Annotated in this window: 17 protein-coding genes; 5 read left to right on the forward strand and 12 right to left on the reverse strand. The window is 49.2% G+C overall.

Translation table 11 applies throughout. The features are described 5' to 3' along the window. Window positions 1–74 precede the first annotated feature (74 nt). Window positions 75–284: a hypothetical protein gene (locus EGV91_RS08095; protein WP_135502489.1), complete on the reverse strand. Its 210-nt coding sequence runs from the start codon at window positions 282–284 to the stop codon at window positions 75–77. Between the two features lie 44 nt (window positions 285–328). Next, entirely contained in the window at window positions 329–718 is a 390-nt protein-coding gene (locus EGV91_RS08100; protein WP_135502491.1) for a VOC family protein, read from the reverse strand. A gap of 608 nt (window positions 719–1,326) precedes the next feature. On the opposite strand from EGV91_RS08100, the gene EGV91_RS08105 reads away from it, so the two are divergent. Next, a complete protein-coding gene (locus EGV91_RS08105; RefSeq protein ID WP_135502589.1) occupies window positions 1,327–1,800 on the forward strand; it encodes a VOC family protein in 474 nt (157 codons plus the stop codon). 371 nt (window positions 1,801–2,171) lie between these two features. Beyond that, entirely contained in the window at window positions 2,172–2,984 is an 813-nt protein-coding gene (locus tag EGV91_RS08110) for an AraC family transcriptional regulator (protein WP_135502493.1), read from the forward strand. A 107-nt stretch (window positions 2,985–3,091) separates the two neighbouring features. Here the strand turns inward: EGV91_RS08110 and EGV91_RS08115 are convergent, their stop codons facing one another. After that, window positions 3,092–3,844, reverse strand: a complete 753-nt coding sequence (locus EGV91_RS08115) for an oxygen-binding di-iron domain-containing protein (RefSeq protein ID WP_135502495.1) — start codon at window positions 3,842–3,844, stop codon at window positions 3,092–3,094. Between the two features lie 205 nt (window positions 3,845–4,049). After that, complete coding sequence (locus EGV91_RS08120; protein ID WP_135502497.1) at window positions 4,050–4,619, reverse strand: TetR/AcrR family transcriptional regulator; 570 nt, start codon at window positions 4,617–4,619, stop codon at window positions 4,050–4,052. Window positions 4,620–4,763: 144 nt separating this feature from the next. On the opposite strand from EGV91_RS08120, the gene EGV91_RS08125 reads away from it, so the two are divergent. Then, entirely contained in the window at window positions 4,764–5,522 is a 759-nt protein-coding gene (locus EGV91_RS08125) for an SDR family oxidoreductase (RefSeq protein ID WP_135502591.1), read from the forward strand. 231 nt (window positions 5,523–5,753) lie between these two features. Here the strand turns inward: EGV91_RS08125 and EGV91_RS08130 are convergent, their stop codons facing one another. Together EGV91_RS08130 and EGV91_RS08135 are read right to left on the reverse strand one after the other, a co-directional pair. After that, window positions 5,754–5,939, reverse strand: coding sequence for a hypothetical protein (locus EGV91_RS08130; RefSeq protein WP_135502499.1), 186 nt, complete (start codon window positions 5,937–5,939; stop codon window positions 5,754–5,756). Window positions 5,940–6,198: 259 nt separating this feature from the next. After that, a complete protein-coding gene (locus tag EGV91_RS08135) occupies window positions 6,199–6,717 on the reverse strand; it encodes a hypothetical protein (protein ID WP_135502501.1) in 519 nt (172 codons plus the stop codon). 71 nt (window positions 6,718–6,788) lie between these two features. On the opposite strand from EGV91_RS08135, the gene EGV91_RS08140 reads away from it, so the two are divergent. Together EGV91_RS08140 and EGV91_RS08145 are read left to right on the forward strand one after the other, a co-directional pair. Next, a complete protein-coding gene (locus EGV91_RS08140) occupies window positions 6,789–7,664 on the forward strand; it encodes a hypothetical protein (protein ID WP_135502504.1) in 876 nt (291 codons plus the stop codon). A 156-nt stretch (window positions 7,665–7,820) separates the two neighbouring features. After that, window positions 7,821–8,384, forward strand: coding sequence for a helix-turn-helix domain-containing protein (locus EGV91_RS08145; RefSeq protein ID WP_135502506.1), 564 nt, complete (start codon window positions 7,821–7,823; stop codon window positions 8,382–8,384). A 16-nt stretch (window positions 8,385–8,400) separates the two neighbouring features. Here the strand turns inward: EGV91_RS08145 and EGV91_RS08150 are convergent, their stop codons facing one another. The 6 genes from EGV91_RS08150 to parE all read right to left on the reverse strand — a co-directional run bounded on the left by EGV91_RS08150 (window position 8,401) and on the right by parE (window position 19,039). Further along, on the reverse strand, window positions 8,401–9,618 hold the full coding sequence (locus EGV91_RS08150) for an MFS transporter (protein WP_158290588.1): 1,218 nt from the start codon (window positions 9,616–9,618) through the stop codon (window positions 8,401–8,403). A 361-nt stretch (window positions 9,619–9,979) separates the two neighbouring features. Beyond that, complete coding sequence (locus tag EGV91_RS08155) at window positions 9,980–10,540, reverse strand: GNAT family N-acetyltransferase (RefSeq protein WP_135502510.1); 561 nt, start codon at window positions 10,538–10,540, stop codon at window positions 9,980–9,982. A 29-nt stretch (window positions 10,541–10,569) separates the two neighbouring features. Further along, window positions 10,570–12,420, reverse strand: coding sequence for a dihydroorotate dehydrogenase (locus EGV91_RS08160; protein WP_421958244.1), 1,851 nt, complete (start codon window positions 12,418–12,420; stop codon window positions 10,570–10,572). Window positions 12,421–12,696: 276 nt separating this feature from the next. Continuing rightward, window positions 12,697–14,292, reverse strand: a complete 1,596-nt coding sequence (locus EGV91_RS08165) for a long-chain-fatty-acid--CoA ligase (protein WP_135502514.1) — start codon at window positions 14,290–14,292, stop codon at window positions 12,697–12,699. Between the two features lie 338 nt (window positions 14,293–14,630). After that, entirely contained in the window at window positions 14,631–17,072 is a 2,442-nt protein-coding gene (gene parC, locus EGV91_RS08170; protein ID WP_135502516.1) for a DNA topoisomerase IV subunit A, read from the reverse strand. Next, window positions 17,069–19,039, reverse strand: a complete 1,971-nt coding sequence (parE, locus tag EGV91_RS08175) for a DNA topoisomerase IV subunit B (RefSeq protein ID WP_135502518.1) — start codon at window positions 19,037–19,039, stop codon at window positions 17,069–17,071. Before parE ends, parC begins: the two co-directional genes overlap by 4 nt. Between the last annotated feature and the right edge of the window lie 37 nt (window positions 19,040–19,076).

Consider the following 19,076-nt stretch of genomic DNA (forward strand, 5'->3'; position numbering starts at 1 on the left):
TGCAACGTGGTAGCTGTCGGCATCTCGATGATGTTTTTTCTGCAGAAGCAATCCCTTCATAGATCATCTGCGCGTTATTGGGGCGGGACCACATGATCTTCTGGCGACACGAAAATCAGCGCCGGGCATTGAACCTTCGGCAAGTCTTCGCGCACGATGTCCATGAACACCAGGATCTGCTTGACCGAGGCAACCGGCGTCTTATCATAAGCCAATTCCACGATTCCCGCTTTTTGATGTCTGAGCCGATGGGTTTTTATGTGTGTTAATCGCAAATTGTTCACTAAGCACATCGTAATCGATTATTTACGCAAATCGTATTTCTGCGCTACATCACCAGCAAATTCCACCGATGTCCGTCCAGATCGCAAAATCCCGCTCCGTACATGCCGTTTCGTTCACCAGGCTCCGCAAAAATAATTCCGCCCGCCGTAGCCGCTTTATGCGTCAACTCCTGGACTTCGTCTTCATTTTCCACTGAAATGGAAATCAAAAACTCCGTACAGGTTTCCGTATCCGCAATCGTGTTATTTGTGAACGACATAAATGTCTCTTCCGGAAACAACATGACCATCGCGTTATGGCTGCCAATGACGACGCCTGCCATTGCATCGCTATCTGAAAACCGTTCATTGAGCCTGAATCCGAGTGATTTGAAAAAGCCTTTCGATTTCTCCAAATCTTTAACCGGCAGATTGATCCAGCATTCTTTTGCCAATGCAATTCCCCCTCAATTTGAATTTTCGTGCCGCTCCACAAGCTGTATTAACGCCATTATAAAGCGTATTGGGAGCTATTGCCACACGATTTTAGCGGTTCCCCCTCCCTTGCGCTTTCCTCCTTATAGCAGTATAGGGCTGTCACCGATTAACGGATGAAGGCACCCTATCCACTCCCATCCTATTGATTCTTGCTGATGAAAATAAAATATGCTGAAATAACACCGGCTTATACTTAAAATCTTATTGAATCTTGCTGCAGGGACTTTTGTTGAGGATATACAACTACGCCAGTGCTTCTGTTCAAGGAAAGTCCACTTTGCATTTATTCCAATCTATTATATAGTATGCGTATTAACGCTCGATGAACGTGATGAACACGTCTCATACGACCCAACTCCTTGAACTGGTTACCAAACTAAAGGCGTGACTTGTGACCCGTGATGCAGAAGCAGCGGATCTTCCATGTTCATCGCTTATGAAGGGCTAATTGAACGCGTTAGTTAAGTTGCTTATGCATCTCCCGTAGCATTTGGAGCTTCCTTAAATAAGAGTAGCGATTGTTCAATTCTCATGAAGTTAATTTCATGCAGGAGGAGATAAAATGATGGAAAAAAACAACTTATTAAGAATGGATAATGTCGGCATTGTTGTAGAATCCCTGGATGATGCAATCTCTTTTTTCGAGGAGATTGGCTTGAAACTCGAAGGCAGAACCATGGTTGAAGGTGCGTGGGCTGGCCGTGTGACGGGATTGGGTTCCCAGAGCGTAGAGATTGCTATGATGGTGACACCTGATGGACATAGCCGGATCGAACTTTCGCGATTCCTCAAGCCGCCTGTGATAGCAGATCACCGGACCGCTCCTGTAAATGCACTTGGCTATTTGCGTGTCATGTTCACTGTTGAAAACATAGACGAAATGGTTTTAAGGCTCACTAAGCACGGTGCTCAGCTCGTTGGTGAAGTGGTTCAGTACGAGGACTCGTATCGGCTTTGCTATATTCGTGGAACCGAAGGGATTCTAATCGGCCTGGCGGAACAACTCGGCAATACTCATGCAAGTGACGATTTATCATAAAGCTGTGTGAAATGAGTCGTTGAATGAACACAGGACAAAAAAAGCAGCAGTTCCTCGCTTGTAGAGGAACTGCTGCTTTTTTTAGTAAAGAGGCCTTGCTCCTCTAAATCTTATTTGTCATTAAAGGGCAGTGCTTTTCACCTTTCACTTCTTAAATCAGGTAAGAAATAAATGAGCATACACCTCTTCCTGATTCTTGTTTCAATTGTTCTTAAATTCTTTGAAAAAATCAACTTAGCACGGATAAATATCGATAAATCTATCGATTCTTGCGAAACAGGATTAATTTTATTTAATAATTTATTGATTTCATAAATAAAACCTATTAATTCTTGATATAATTGGATTTAAGAAACTTTGGGGTGAAAAGAGTGGAAAACATCATGAATCCTTTGCAAACCTACCATACAGCGGGCCACATCTTCGCCGCTATGGGCCAAATTTATACGAAACCGCTCCATCAGCATGCGGATGCGTGTGAGATGTTGTTGGTGGCATCCGGAACCGGCATCTTCACCATCAATGGAAAAAGCTACCGTGCTGGACCCGGGAGCATCGTGTTATGCAATGCTGGCGACTGGCAAGAAGCACGGGTGGACCCCCGCTCCCCTTTCCAAGCGTTGTACCTTTCCTGTTCCGGAACTTTGGCAGAAGGCTTGCCAATCAGCCACGTCCGTAACCAGCAACTGGCTCCTGTTCAATTTTTGCGTGTCTTTTCAGAATTGCAGTCATTGCTTGAACGGATTATCCAGCAACAGCAAGACCGAACCATGCTCCGCCATTTGCTTGCGCTGTTCTTCTGCACGCTTGAACGCGCCTTGGCACCTGCCGCAGCAAACGAAACGCCGGATATTGATCAAGTGATCCGCAAAGCGCAGCATTATATAGAAGAGAATCATTCACGTGACATCACGCTGGAAAACTTATCTATGGAGCTGGGCTTGAACAAATACGCCTTCGCGCGCCTGTTCAAAGAGTTGACGGGTGTCAGCCCAATCCAATACGTGATCCAGTGCCGCATGCAGACCGCACAGCATCTGTTATTGACAACAGCCGGCACCATTCCGGAAATCGCCGCTCAGACGGGCTATAAAAGCGCCACGCATTTCCAGCAGGCGTTCAAGAAAGCGGTCGGCACGTCGCCTGGGGTATTCCGCAGGGAATCGACCGCTCCTCGTCCTTAGCTGATAAATAAAACAATCTGCCTTCATTTACTGAAAGCAGATTGTTTAAATTCTTCGTTATTTATTCTTTCAGTTCTTCAAAACAATTGAAAACCCATGTTGCTTTATTAGTGATTGTTGAACTGGCTTTGATTATAAGACTCTTCCATAACACTTTTCCAAACTTCCCGTAAATTCAGGATTTCCTTTTTGCCGTTCCCATAAAAGGAAGAGCCGTGCATGATCGCGAGCGTACTCGGGTCGAGTTCACTTAGGTTCTGCAAAATCCTATCGGTCTTTTGATTATAAGGCACATACCCTGCAAGCGGCCCTTCCTCGAATTCTAGCAAAGCCCCCCTTGCCCGCTCCGCCAAACTTTCCTTCGTTAATGGTTCCGTATCACCGTTATGGTGAAATAAATCCGATGTTAATAAAGTCCGGTCGCTTTCTTCAAAGAACAAACCTGCATCCCAGCCATGCGGCACGTGCGGCGTGCTGATGTAACGCAATTTCTTCTTGCCAATGTTTAACACATCTTCGTTTTGCAAGACATGGGCAGGCCGATCAGCAAAGTCGTTTATGTTCACCATTCCGCTGACTAACCCGGTCACTGCTTGTGATTGAGGAGCAATTTCCAACCATTGGTTTAACGCGCCGCATTCATCCGATTCAAAATGGCTGAATCCGATCCACCGTAGCTCGCTTGGATCAATAAGTCTGGCCACTGCTTCTTGCATTTCCGGAAAAAAAGCCTTAAATCCGGTGGCAAACAACAGAGGTTCTGCATCCTTTAGAAGAAACTGGTTAAACTGCATGCCAAAGTCCGGCACATAAATAGAAATTCGAAAGACATTTGGGGCAATTTCATCAATCCTTGCCATCTTAAGCCATCACCTTTCTTAATAATTTATGTACAAGTACTTTGGAGATACATCTATTGTAGTATGTTTTAAGGCATTTTAATAATTTCGCGATTTTTTATTTATTGCTTGTTCCAGGAGTTCACCGTTGTTAGCTTTCTTCATTATAGAGGATATATTCACTTAACATTTTCATCATAATACGTCCCAGTCCAAACGCAATTGGTCAACCGCCGAGCCGCAGATTCAAGATGGCCACGAGCTGTTCATTCATTTCGGCAGCGCTTTTGTTGAAGTCCTGCCGGTACCACTCGATGACCATGCCGAGGATCGCGTTCGACTGATAAGCGCTCAGCATATCGACGGCCACGTCTTTATCAATCTTTTGGTGGGCGATGAAATCTTCTTTCATCAGCACATGGATTTCATCGAACAAGAGATAGTAATACGCCAGCGGCACATTTTTGGAAAACACGATAAAATAGAACTTCTTGAATTTCTCGATGTGATGGAAAATCCGGATCGTCGCTGGATTCAGTTTCGTCGTTTCAATCCGCTCCACATACTTGTAAGGCGCCTGGTAGGATTCCGCCAGGTCTTTCATGATCTCCTTGAAATACTCTTCGAATAAATCCTCGACTTTGCCGTAATGCTGGTAGAACGTGCCGCGGTTAATTTTGGCCGCTTTGCAGATTTCTGTGATGGAGATCGATTCCAGCGCCCGTTCCTTTAACAGGCTAAGCAGGCTTTCGTGCAATGCATCCTTCGTCTTCAGTACCCGCAGATCGGTTTTCATTTTTCGCTCCCCTTTATTGAACAAATTATCAGAAAACGTCGGTTATTGAACATAACCCCCGCTTTTGATGGTTGTTAGTGCTTCGTTGCTGGGATTATAATTTTATTATACAGTTGTTCAATAAAATTCAGGGGGTTTTCATTGATGAAATTCGAAGGCAAAGTGGCAATCGTAACAGGCGCAGCATCCGGCATGGGCAAGGCTATTGCGGAAGGCTACGCACAAGAAGGCGCGAAAGTGGTCGTATCGGATCTGAATTTGGACGGTGCAACAGCGGTTGCGGACGCCATCATAGCAAATGGCGGCGAAGCGATTGCGGTGAAAACGAACGTGGCTTCGTTGGAGGATTTGGAGACGTTGTTCGCCGAAACGAAACAGGCTTACGGCAAGCTCGACGTGCTGGTGAACAATGCCGGCATCATGGACGGCATGGAGCCGGTCGGTGAAATTTCCGATGAGCGCTGGGACAAAGTGTTTGCGGTCAATACGACGGCGGTCATGCGCGCGATGCGCATCGCAACAGCCATCTTCCTCGAACAAGGACACGGCGTCATCATCAACAACATCTCAGCTGGCGGGCTTTACGGCGCACGCGCAGGCGCAGCTTATACGGCATCGAAACACGCGGTTGTTGGGCTCACGAAAAATACAGCATTCATGTATGCCGACAAAAACATCCGCTGCAACGGCATCGCACCCGGCGCTGTCGCAACGAACATCGGCAGCACGATGAGCAACCTCAGCGAAGCCGGCATGAACCGCCAACAATTGGGCATGGCCATCAATCCGCGCGTCGGGCAGCCGGAAGAAATTGCGAAACTCGCCATTTTCCTCGGATCGGACGACGCCAGCTTCATCAACGGCCAAGTCGTCACGGCAGACGGTGGCTGGACCGCGTATTAACTTTTGATCTATTTGCTGATCTGCTAGACGATAATTAACATAAAAGGGTTGGAGATTTATGTCTCCAACCCTTTTTGGCATCAGCCAAAATTATTGCGTTTTTTAATCGTTGATGGGCCGCTCCATAAAATCGCAATGAACCCCCACGCTATTAATAGAATTTATTGCCATGGCGTATTCGGTAATGTGGATCATCAATATTCAATGAGAGTCAATGAATCCACTTTTTTTCTACGGTTTTCTATTCTTCCGCTCACTCGACTGGCTTTGAACAAAGACACCTGTGGCCACCAGAAAAATGATTGTGCTCAGCCACATAACAATCCCGCTCCATTCCGCTGCCAAAAACGTGCTTTGCGCTAAAATGAGCACCTGCATCAATGCTAATAAACTATATAACGCTGTACTTGGTTTCATATGTGCATCCCCCCAGAAAGTAACTTAGTTTGCTATACGTTTTGGGGGACTGATAGTTCCGATTTTTGCTGAACGCGCGTAAATTATTCTGGGCGCGCATAAATTCCGCTGAACGCTCGTAAATGTTTCTGAACGCACATAAAATCTCCTGAACGCTCGTAAATCCTCCTGAACGCGCATAAATCTTCAAAACGCCCCTTGTTGAGGTCGAAGATGGACGTCAGATGCGATTTTCTCCTATCCAGTTACGTAATCCACCCTATTCGTATCCCCCACGTGACTCAGGAAATGATTTATACTCCTCTTTCCTCTTAATTTCATTAACTACTTCATTCCTTAGCTTAATAAGTTGCTCCGCATCGTCCGTCGGCTCACAAAAACTCCCTGAAATTGAATGCGGCAGCGTTTCATCATTAATCACGATGTTCCATTCATCTTCTTCATGCGGTTCTTGGGTACAAACCTCCCCGTTTACAGGTTCAGGTGTAAAATCCTTCGGTTCTGCTATTTTTATCTCCCGCATTCGAACGTAAATATCTTCCATCTCGTCTTCTGTTAAAATCAAATCAGAAGTGGCAACCCCGTCTGCTATTAAATCTTTCGTCAACTTCCCTTCGAATGTATTGATTTCATTCTTTTGCTGGATGCCGAATTGAAGAGAAAAATTGAAATCACTCGGCATCTCCTCTGGCATACCGTCTTTAATGCTTTGCTCTTCCTCTTTCGGTTGGCAAGCAAATAAAACGAATGACAGCAAAATCAAACCAGCTTTTTTCATCAGCCTCCCCCCTTTATTATTGCAACACCTTGCCGTACCCAAACTAACTGTCAGCATAGGAGCATGTAAAGATGAAAATCACCATCGAACCAACCGAGAAGCAACTAGCATCGTGGATCGACACCTTTGTCCCGAACCAAGATCTGTTTCTTATTGAAGAGGCGGATTTGGCTTATTTCGAAAGAGAATTGGCAGATGTCCTAGTCGTGCCGCGAAGTGAATTCATGGCGCATGCGGTCTACAAGCGCCTTCAACTTGCGAACAGCTATATGTATTGGAATATCGCAGACCGTATGTCTTATGTACTTGTCGCACCGCCGGAATGGATCGAGCGAATGGCTTTGCAAAAGAAGCAGCACCTGCTCGAAGTTCAAGCGGGCTCGGGCAGAGGGCTGGTCTTTCCCGCTCCGATGCTTCCGGAAGCTCCTGAGGATTTCTCTATTGAATGGGACGGAGCCGCCCTAATCATCATGCAGTATAGCTGGTGGAAAAAGTTGCCCATTAAAATTAAGAAACGTTTCTTAAAAGAATACGCTGTGCAATGGGACAGTCCCGAATGCCATGAGCTTCCTGCAAATGCACCTTCCCATTTGCAGCAGTTCGCCAATCGCTACAGCGACAGCCACGGCAGCAATTGCTTATCGGCCACCTTGTTCGCCGTCACTGGCCACGCATGGATGGCTGGCGAATGGGTACATCCCGAAACGTTCAGCCACGGCCTTCACCGCGCAAACTACAGTTTGATTGAAAAAGAAGCAGCCCCTGGAGATGTGGTGATCTGGATAAATCATGCAGGCATCGTCCAACATGCTTCTTTTTGTCTTGGCAATGATCTTTTCTTCAATAAAAACGGCCAGACCTTTTTCAATCCATGGAAAGTGATCGATGAGAACAAGTTGGACCGTGAGTGGTCTCATCTCGATAAGAAGGTTTATTCATGCCGCTAACTGCGTCGGTTTTTTCTTGACCGAAACGTTCATAAGCGGCTTATAAGCGATATGACCAATTCCACAAGAGAAAAGTTACACTCTGAGTCCAAAAAGCTTTGTTAAAAAATCTTCTTGCGTTAATATTTAATTAAACGATAAAAGCGAGGCGAAAAAATGGCCAGCAATCTAGAGATGATGAAGTTGATCTTTGACCCGAAAACCGAAGCGATCCTGCACGCGGTGAAAACTACCGGCAAAACCGTCAAGGAAATCGCGAGCGGAATCGAGGAAAAGCCTTCCCGCCTGTACTACCCGATCCAAAAGCTCCTGGCTACCGGACTGCTGGAAGTCAGCGAAGAAAAACAAGTGGGCAACTTGATTGAAAAGTATTATTCGTCCCAGCACCTTTTCGGCGGCGGCGACACGATGCAATTCGAAGGCGAGCTCGCTGCGCGCAACGCTGACTTTTTGTTGCCGATGATTTTGATGTCGGTGAACAAAGGGGTCGCTTTGCTGAAAGATGACCTGGAGCATGGCTTAAAGGATCCGGAACAAACCTATTCCCGCTCCATGTACACCGAAGCGACCGCTTCTTTGACGCACGATGAATGGCTCAAGGTCAATGACATGATCCGCTTTATGCTGGATTCCCGCGATTCAGCAGGAAAAGAAGGCGCAAAAGAATACACATTTTCGCTTTTGACGTATGAAAGCGAACAAAAACCTGCCGACGATTGATGGCGGCAGGTTTTTGCTATTCATTCAAATGGACCGCTCCTATTTTCGGCATGGAGCGGATTTTTTTATTCGCCGTAAAGTACAGCGCAATCACCGCCAGCCCTGCCCCGCCGAGCAGCATCATATTCCCCGCTCCGATCAGCGGCGCAAAAATTCCACCAAGGAGTGCACCGAGCGGCATGGCGGACACGAGGACGCTGTCGATGATCGACGACACGCGCGCCAGCTTGTCTTCGTCGATGGCCGTCTGCAAAAAAGTGATGAACAGGACGCTCATCATGCCGAACGGCACAAAAGCGAGCCCGAAGACGAAAATGGAGACCCATAAATTGCCGGCAACCACTGAAAACGTCCATAACAGGAATGAACAGCCGGGCAGCACAATCATCAGCCTGCCAAGCGGGTACCTCATCAGTTTCGGCACCACTGCGGTTCCGATCAAATTGCCGATTGTCAGTGCGAGGATCAAATAGCCATAGACAGCGCCGCCTCCGCGTTCTGCGGCATAGACCGGCAAAACGGCGCTTGTGAGGCCGAAGGAAAAGTTCGCGACAAGAAACGGCAGGCAGATGACCAGCAAGCCCCCTGTAAAAAAATAGCTGAATCCTTGCTTCAGGCTCTCGCGGTAGCTTGGCCAGTCCATTTTCTGCGGCGCCGGCCGCTGCCGTTGTGGGCGGTCAGTTTTCAGAAAGCCAAAGAAAAATGCGGCAGCCAAGTAGGTCAAGGCATTGTAAAGATAAATGCCGCCGATGCCGATAAACAGAATCGAACCGGCAAATGCCGCTTTCATGGCGATGTCCACCAATAGCTGCGAGCTAGCGGCCAAAGAGTTGAATGCGCCTCTTTGCTCTGCCGGCACAATTTCCGGTACGACGGCTATTTCTGCAGTGCCTTGGAAATTCTCAAGGAATGAAATCAGGAACAAAATAGTTAATACCAGCCAAACCGATTCGACGCCAACGAGCATCCCGGCTGGAATGGCGAGCATGAGGAGAAACTGAAAATATTGGGCGAAGACCAATACCCTCTTTTTATTGAGCTCTTCGATGATCGGCCCAAACAGGAAATTCAAGGTTTTTGGAATCATCACAATGGCGGCAGCCAATCCCGTATAAAAAGGATTTCGCGTCAATTCAAAGACATACCAAATGACCGCCACCTCATACAAGCTGTCTCCCGAAACGGAAACCAGCCGCCCCAACCATAGATTGCGTATTGCAGCATTTTTTAGCATTCGTTCACTCCTCATAATATTTTATCGTTAAAATTAATTTTAACGATAAAAACTCAAGAGTCAACCTTCATTAAAAAATATTTTTACGTAAAGCGGAAATAAGAACGTAAAAAAGAAGAGCGATATCTCCTCGCTCTTCCCTCTCGTTGAAGCTAAAACAGTTTTTATTTGCGTTTGCGTTTATTGAATGTGTAAATTCCGAATACGAAAGCCAGCGGTACGATTACGATTAAAGCGAATACCGCGAGCACGCCAATGATATTAAGCAAATTAGCATCCATAGCCCTTGTCTCCTTTTGCATTGTCTTCATGTCCGTTCCCTCTATTACGATACCACAGATGCCTGTTTTAAGCGCCGGAGCTAACAGCCCTGACGTTCACCGTTGATTCGGCCCATCACAATCGTATTGCAATAGCGGCCACCGGAAAGAAGTTTATCGTTCTTTAAAACCCCTTCGACGCTGAAGCCCATTTTTTCGTATAAGCGGATGGCTGTAACATTGCTTTCGACAACGCTTAAAGCGATTTTGGCTATGCCGTTTGAGTCAGCCCAGCGGATCGACTCCTGGAGCAGATTCCGGCCGATGCCGATGCCCCAATAGGGCTGCAGGATCATGATGCCGAAATCCACCTTATGCTCAGAACGCTTGAGATGGCTTCCCTGGCAGCGGGAAAAGCCTGCAAGCTTCCCATCCGCTTCCGCTACGAGAAACAGGCTGCGGCTGCTTTCCGTGTCCAATTCAATCAAACGAACGAAGTCGTCCCGATCCATGAAGTCTTCTCCGGGCTCCCTGTCCAGGTTTTCAGTTTCCCCATCCGCCTGCAGCCGCAGCCTGGAAAGCTCCTCTGCATCCCGCTCCTCAGCTGGCCGAATGGCGTAAGCTGAGCCGTTTGCGTTGAATTCTCTTTGCGCCCATTTCATTTTTTATTATCCCCCTTATACGGACCCCTTCACGCTTCCTTATAGAAGAAAAAGTCCTTTGAAAACCATAAGCCGGTGCCGTATAGCACCAAGCCGATAAACGCAGGCAATAAATGGATGAATGTTGTGTAGCCGATGAGGTAATGCACGGAAATGGCTGCGCTGAATGCCGGAATGCCGCCGAACAGAAAGGTCTGCCAGACCCATTTTTCCCCTTGCCGGAAACCCCATAGCGCCAGCATCAGCACCAGCAAGCCGACGCTGAAAAGTGCACTGCCGAAGCCTGCACGGTCATGCGCAATTACCGGGATCAGCCGGCCGTTAAGCGACGCCAGCTGTTCAGGCGGCATGCAGATATAGGCGATGTCAGTCGCGACGAAGACGCCCGTTACGCCGATCAGCGAAATGACCAGTCCACCAATTGCCAACGCAACGCCAAGCGACACAAAAGCGAGCTGGCCCCAAAGACTCCGTTTCCATGCTTTGTGGTTCGTGCGATTTTCCGATTTCGGCTGCTCGTTCAGCGGCTTCGATGCCTGGAAGCCTTTCCAGAACAGCGGCAGCAAAATCAGCCACAACAAGCCGTGCAGCCAGTCGAAATAACCGAAGCCTAAAAACAGCAGGATGCCGAGGAACCCGACAGCTCCGGCGATGTGGATCGCACTTTTCGCCCAGTGCAGGCCGCGCCGGACGCCGTGGCGCGCAAGCTGCATGTAAATCAAACCGCCCGAAATCATCGTGCCGGCAACCGTCATGCGGTCATGCTGCATGAAACGGTAGATCCGCGGATTCAGCGCCATCAGCTCTTCCCGCGTCAAGCGCAGGAATTTCTCATCGTACGGCAGCACAACAACCGTCAGGCTGACAACCAACGCTGCGACGCCAGCAAGCACCATGATGAAGCCGAACAGCCAGTGCCAATGCCAGCCGCTGTTATCCGCTTGTTGCGGCTCCCGGTCGTGGAGGAAGGCCTCATTGATCCGTTTTGGCAATCCCGGACCGGTTTCGACGTAGCCGCTGGACAACATGACCGCGTCAGCGCCGGAGCGGAAAAGCGTGACGGCGTCCCCGGGTTCAGCAATGCCGCCAACCGTAATGACCGGCAAGTGGAGTTCGGCTTTCATGCACCTTACTGCCGCTCCGATTTCAGCCGTCTGGCCATCAGGAAATTCGATGCCAAAAGGTGACTCGATGCCGCGTTCTTCAACCAGGATTCCATCGATCCAGCCGTTTCCGGCCAATTCGCTAAGGCGCGGAAGATCGAGGTTTGCCAGATCGCATGCGTATAGGAGCGGCTTGTTTCCTGCCGCGTGCTTCAATGCTTGAAAGTCGTTCGCGGCGAAAGGGTTAGCCGTGATAAAGGCGTCGCCTGAATCACGCAGACTCGCTGTGATTCGGAGTGTTTCCTCTATAGAAGCCTCTGGGTCGATGCGGATCAGCAGCGGTTTCTTGAAGTTTTTTAACTTCGCTAGTTTATCGCGTGTTTCATTTACCCCAAGCGATTCCCCTTGACGGGAAAACGCGATCCTCCCGGTGGTTTTATTGAAGCCGACAGCCTCACCGTTTTGGGGCTCGGCCGATACTGGACCGACTTCGATAAAGCCGAAGCCCAAATTGCCGAATGTGGCCGTTCCGGCGAGTAACGGGTCGATTTTCCCGCTCAAACCGACCGGGTTCGACAACGCAAGCCCAGCGACAACCGACTGCAGCTTCTTAGAAGGTTCGGTATGGCCCAGTATTTCAATGAATGCCCCGCCTCCGGGGAACGAAGAAACCGCGTTCATGCCGCGGTGGATAAAGTTTCTGCTCTTTGCAGCCGGCATTTTATCGAGCGCCGGCTTAAAAATCGTATGGTACGTCCAATCCGGCAAGCTAATCACTTCCTGATATTCAGTCTGTTTCAATCATACACAGAAAATTCCAGTTCTGCCAGACGAGAATCTACGCGGAATCGATATTGTGGCAGGCAGAATGCGTTTATGCGCGCTCAGGAAGATTTACGTGCGTTCAGCGGGATTTACGTGCGTTCAGAAAGATTTATGCGCGTTCACAACAATTTACGAGCGCCCAGCGAATTTTACGCGCGTTTAGCCGCGCAACGCCAATAAACGCCACAAAAAGCCGGCTCCTCGAACGAGCCGGCTTTTCCCATTTCATCAATTCACTTTTTTCGAGCTGTTCCAGTACATTTCACGCAAGCGGAATTTCTGCAGCTTGCCGGTTGCTGTCTTCGGCAGCGCTTCAACAAAATCGATCGTTTTCGGCGTCTTGAAATGCGCCATGTTCTCACGCGTGTAGGCGATGATGTCCTGTTCGGTGCACGTTGCGCCCGGATGCAGCACGATGATGGCTTTCGGCACCTCGCCCCATTTCTCGTCCGGCACCGCGATAACGGCCACTTCCAGGATATCCGGATGCTTGTACAGGACGCCTTCGATTTCAGTCGACGAAATGTTTTCGCCGCCGGAAATGATCATGTCCTTGATGCGGTCCTGGATTTCGATATAACCGTCGGGATAGGTCACTGCCAAATCGCCCGTATAGAACCAGCCATCGCGAATCGCTTCAGCGGTCTTCTCCGGATCTTTGTAATAGCCGCTCATGACGACGTTTCCTCGAGTGACGATTTCGCCCAGCTCTTTGCCGTTCCATGCCACTTCACGGCCGTCTTCCTGGCTGACGACTTTCGTTTCGCCATTGAACGCGAGCTCGATGCCTTGGCGCGCTTTGATGTTCGCCTGCTCATCTGGCGACAGCGAGTCAAAGGCCTTATGCCATTCGCAATAAAGGATGAACGGCGACGTCTCCGTCAAGCCATAGACATGCATCATGTTCAAACCGAGCACTGCCTGCGCCTTGGCAATCAACGCTGCAGCCGGAGGAGCTCCTGCTGTCGCCATGCGGGGGCTTGTGGTGATCTTGACTTCTTTCGCTTTCGGTTCATTGACAAGCATGTTGACGACGGTCGGTGCACCGCATAATAACGACACGTTGTGCTTTTCAAAAAGCTCCAAAATGAGCGGCGGATCCACTTTCCGCAGGCAGATATGCGTGCCGCCTGCAGCCGTCAGCGCCCAGACGCCGCCCCAGCCGTTCGCGTGGAACATCGGCAAGGTGTGCAAATAAACATCGTCATGCACAACATTCAAATGGTACATGAAGTTGGCGGCATTCAAGTAATTCGCACGGTGCGTCAGCATGACGCCTTTCGGATTCGACGTCGTGCCGCTCGTGTAATTGAGCGTCAGCATCTGATTCTCGTCGATATCGACTGGCGCCAGGACCGAATCTGCCGGAATCTCGCTGATGAATTCCTCGTACGAAACGCCTTCAAGCGCAGAGTCATGGCCCGGCACATCGACGATAATGAACTTTTCGAGCGGCAGGTTGCCTTGGATCCCTTCGATCAACTTGCCGAATTCCGCATCGACGATAATCATTTTTGCATCACTGTGGCGGATGATGTACTCAAGGTCTTTGGCGACCAGCCGGTAATTGAGCGGCACCATGACGGCTCCGAGCTGGCAGATGCCATAGAAGCATTCCAACATATAATGCGTGTTCGGCAGCATGACAGCGACATGGTCGCCTTTTAAAATCCCAGCGTTTTGGAGCGCGAACGCCAACTGGTCCGTGCGCTTTCCGAATTCCTTGTATGTAAACTTCTTGTCTTCATCGATGACTGCAATTTTCTCCGGATAATACTTGATAGCACGGCGCTTCCAATCTAACGGCGTCAATGGTGCAAACATGGTCATTTCCCCTTCCGGTATCTGTAGTAATCAAAACTGTTATATAGCAAGTATATGGACCTGGTAAAACTGTGTCAACGAAGTAGTCGGAATTTATCAAAAATAGCTGAACCACTTAGGAACTATTTTAGTTTACATAATTAATATATTTATTACATAAGAACTTGTTTATATACAGATTTATAAGAACAGATAAATACGTAAACAAAAGGTTACATAATATTTATATCAAATTCATAAGTATTTACTTATACCCAACCCCTCCCCCCTTTTTAGAGTTCAATACACGAAAAAAGAGAGGATCCACAAGTGTGGACCCTCCCTTCCCTTCACCTTATTCACGCCTGCTCTTTTGGAGCGGGCATTTCTTTCTTGTAGACTGCTGTCACTTTTCCATCCGAGCTCTCATCCACAAGGAATGAGCCGTTCGAATAGCGGTCAACTGTTTTTAATGCGGTTGCCGCAAGTGGAAGCCGGACGCCTTTGGATGTTTCCATTAAGATTTCCTCTGAACCGGTTACCGATAAGACGCAGACGACACGGTGCGGATTCGATTTCAATTCCCGCAGCATGACGACGCCGCGTTTCGCGCGGCTTCCGATTTCAAATTCTTGAAGCTTCATCTTCTTGGCAGCTCCGCGCTGCGTGACCAATACCAGGTCCTGCTTTTGCTGCGGATCGATCATGATAGCGGATACGACGGTGTCGCCGTCTTTTAAGTTCACGCCTTTTACCCCTGCTGTACGTAGTCCCGTTATCGGAATTTCTTCGAGCGGGAAGCGCACACCATAAGCTTGATTCGTTGCAATGAACAATTCGGTCTCTTTCGTGACGACTCCGGCAAAAATCATTTTGTCGTCGCCTTTGAGGTTCATCGTCTTGATGGCACGCGAGTAGCGCTGGATGTGATAATCCTTTAATGCCGAACGCTTCACCATGCCGTTTTTCGAAACGGTCAGGATGCTGGCGTCGGCATCGAAGTTCTCAAACGGATAAACCGCCAAAATCGATTCGTTCGGTTCCAGCTGCACGATGCTCGATAAATGCTGGCCAAGGTCTTTCCACTTGATGTCCGGCAATTCGTTGATCGGCTGGTAGACGAAATTCCCGCCAGTTGTGAAGATCAAGATCGTGTGCTGTGTATTCAAATTGCGCTCGAACAACAGATGGTCAGAATCTTTCATTGCAAAATCCTGGCCGTTCGATGCTGCATGGGAACGCGGGCTGGTGCGTTTCACATAGCCTTCTTTCGTCACGGTGACAACGACGTCCTCACTTGGAATCAGCAATTCACGCGTGATGGTGATTTCCTGAATTTTGTCTTCGATGACCGAACGGCGCGGTTCTGCAAATTGCTTGCGGATGACGGCCAATTCTTTTTTGATGACATTTTTCAGCTTTGTGGCGCTTGTCAAAATCCCGGTCAATTCGGCGATGAGCTTTCGCAAGCTTTCCGCTTCGTTGCGCAATTCTGTGATGTCGGTATTCGTCAGGCGGTATAGCTGCAAGCTGACGATCGCTTCCGCTTGTGCCTCAGAAAAGGCGAATGAAGAAATCAAGTTATTCTTCGCATCGCGTTTGTCTTTCGACGCGCGGATTGTTTTGATGACTTCATCGAGGATCGACAATGCTTTGATCAAGCCTTCGACGATGTGCATGCGATCATTCGCTTTTTGCAAATCGAATTCCGATCGTTTCGTGATGATTTCTTTCTGGTGAATGATGTAAGCGTCAAGCGACGTCTGCAGCGTCATCATCGTTGGCCGGCGTTTGTGGATGGCGACCATATTGAAGTTATAGCTCACTTGAAGATCCGTATTTTTATACAGGTAGTTCAAGATGCCATTGGCGTCCATGTCTTTTTTCAATTCGATGACGATGCGCAGGCCGGTTCTGTCGGATTCATCGCGGACTTCCGAGATGCCTTCGAGTTTGCGGTCGAAGCGCTGGTCATCGATTTTTTTGATCATGCTGGCTTTATTGACTTCAAAGGGAATTTCGGTGATGACGATTTGTTCTTTGCCGCCTTTAAGCGGTTCGATATCCGCTTTCGAGCGGATGATGATCTTGCCTTTACCGGTTTCATACGCCTTGCGGATGCCGTCGACGCCTTGAATGATACCGCCTGTCGGGAAATCGGGCCCTTTGATGACCGTCATCAGCTCCTCAACCGTCGCGTTCGGGTTGTCCATGCGCATAAGCACAGCGTCAAGCACTTCGTGCAACGCGTGCGGTGGGATATCCGTCGCGTAGCCGGCAGAAATCCCGGTCGAACCGTTCACCAGCAAGTTTGGGAAACGCGATGGCAAGACCGTCGGCTCCATATCCGAATCATCGAAGTTCGGGATGAATTCGACGGTGCGTTTGTCGATATCGCGCAACAATTCGCCGGCAATCGCCGACAAACGAGCTTCGGTGTAACGCATCGCGGCTGGCGAATCGCCATCCATCGAACCGTTATTGCCGTGCATTTCAACTAACATGTGGCGCACTTTCCAATCCTGGCTCAAGCGCACCATCGCTTCGTACACGGACGTATCGCCGTGCGGGTGGTAGTTACCGATTACGTTACCGACCGTTTTGGCGGATTTCCGGAACGCTTTATCGTTGGTATTGCCTTCTTTGTACATGGCATATAAAATCCGGCGCTGAACAGGTTTCAACCCGTCGCGCGCATCCGGAAGTGCGCGGTCCTGGATGATGTATTTACTGTAACGCCCAAACCGATCGCCGATGACTTCTTCTAATGGCAGATCTTGATAACGTTCGGTTTGTGTCATACAACTTCCTCCTCAGCATGAATTAAATCATTTTCCAAAATGTTGCCGTCTTCTTCCATACCGAAGTCGACGTTGTTTTCGATCCATAAGCGGCGCGGCTCCACTTTATCGCCCATCAGCGTTGTGATGCGGCGTTCAGCGCGTGCCCCGTCTTCAATCGTGACGCGGATCAATGTCCGGGTTTCCGGATTCATCGTGGTTTCCCATAATTGGTCTGCGTTCATCTCACCAAGACCTTTATAGCGCTGCAGCATATAGCCTTTGCCCACTTTTTTCGTGGATGCTTCCAGGTCGGCTTCCGTCCAGGCGTAATCGACTACTTCTTTTTTGCCGACGCCTTTTGAGACTTTGTAAAGCGGCGGCAATGCGATAAACACTTTGCCCGCTTCGATAAGGGGCTTCATGTAGCGGAAGAAGAACGTCAGCAAGAGCACTTGGATGTGCGCGCCGTCGGTATCCGCATCGGTCATGATGATGATTTTGTTATAGGCGATGTCCGCCACCGAGAAATCCGCCGCCACTCCGCCGCCGATTGCGTGGATGATCGTCGAAATCTCTTCGTTTTTCATGATATCTTCGAGCTTCGCTTTTTCGGTATTGACGACTTTCCCGCGCAGCGGCAAGATCGCCTGGAACGTGCGGTCGCGGCCTTGTTTCGCTGAACCGCCGGCCGAGTCGCCCTCCACGAGATACAATTCGTTTTTCGAGGCGTTGCGGGATTGCGCCGGCGTCAATTTGCCGGACAATAACGCATCCGATTTCTTGCGCTTTTTGCCGTTGCGGGCATCTTCGCGCGCTTTCCGTGCAGCCAGGCGCGCTTGTGACGCGCGAATCGCTTTGCGGACGAGCGAAGCGCTCAAATCAGCGTTTTCCTCCATGAAATACATGAGTTTCTGCGACACGACCGCGTCAACAATGCTGCGGGCTTCACTCGTACCGAGCTTGCTTTTCGTCTGCCCTTCGAATTGGAGCAGCGCTTCCGGAATGCGGACCGAAATGATCGCGGCCAAACCTTCACGGATGTCCGAGCCTTCCAAGTTCTTATCTTTGTCTTTCAATAAATTGATTTTTCGTGCGTAATCGTTGAAGACACGCGTCATTGCCGCTTTGGCGCCGGTTTCGTGGGTCCCGCCGTCGCGTGTGCGGACGTTGTTGACGAACGACAAAATCGTTTCCGAATAGCCGTCGTTGAACTGGAACGCGAACTCGACTTCGAGCTCTTCCTGATGGCCCTCGATATAGGCGACTTTATGCAGCACGTCTTTTTCTTCGTTCAAGTACGCAACAAACGCTTCGATGCCGGTTTCGTAGAAAAACGAGTCCTGCATGCCAGTGCGCTTGTCCGTCAAGTCGATTTTCAAGCCTTTTAACAGGAATGCCGATTCGCGCAGGCGCTCACTCAAGGTTTCGTAATTGTATTTCGTCACGGAAAAAATCGATTCATCCGGCAGGAAATGGATTTCGGTGCCGGTTTCTTTTGTCGTTCCGATTTCTTCAAGCGTAGTGACCGGCTTGCCGCCGTTTTCGAAGCGTTGGCGGTATTTCTTGCCGTCGCGGTGAATCGTCACTTCCAGGAATTTGGACAATGCGTTGACGACCGATGCGCCGACTCCATGGAGCCCGCCGCTTGTTTTATAGCCGCCTTGGCCGAACTTGCCGCCTGCGTGGAGCACCGTCAAAATGACTTCCGGCGTCGGTTTGCCGCTGCGGTGCATTCCCGTCGGCATGCCGCGTCCGTGGTCGCGGACGCTCAAACTATTGTCTTCGTGGATCGTTACGCTGATTTTGTCGCCGAATCCGGCAAGTGCTTCATCCACCGAGTTGTCGACGATTTCGTACACCAAATGGTGCAGGCCTCTGGCATCTGTCGAACCGATATACATACCCGGGCGTTTTCTAACGGCGTCTAGGCCTTCGAGTACTTGAATTGCTTCTTCGTTGTATGCCGTATTTTTCGTTTTGGCCATTCTTTTTTCCCTCCAACAAAACATCTGTTCGCATTTC

The sequence above is a fragment of the Planococcus koreensis genome (genome assembly GCF_004761975.1).
Classification (GTDB): domain Bacteria; phylum Bacillota; class Bacilli; order Bacillales_A; family Planococcaceae; genus Planococcus; species Planococcus koreensis.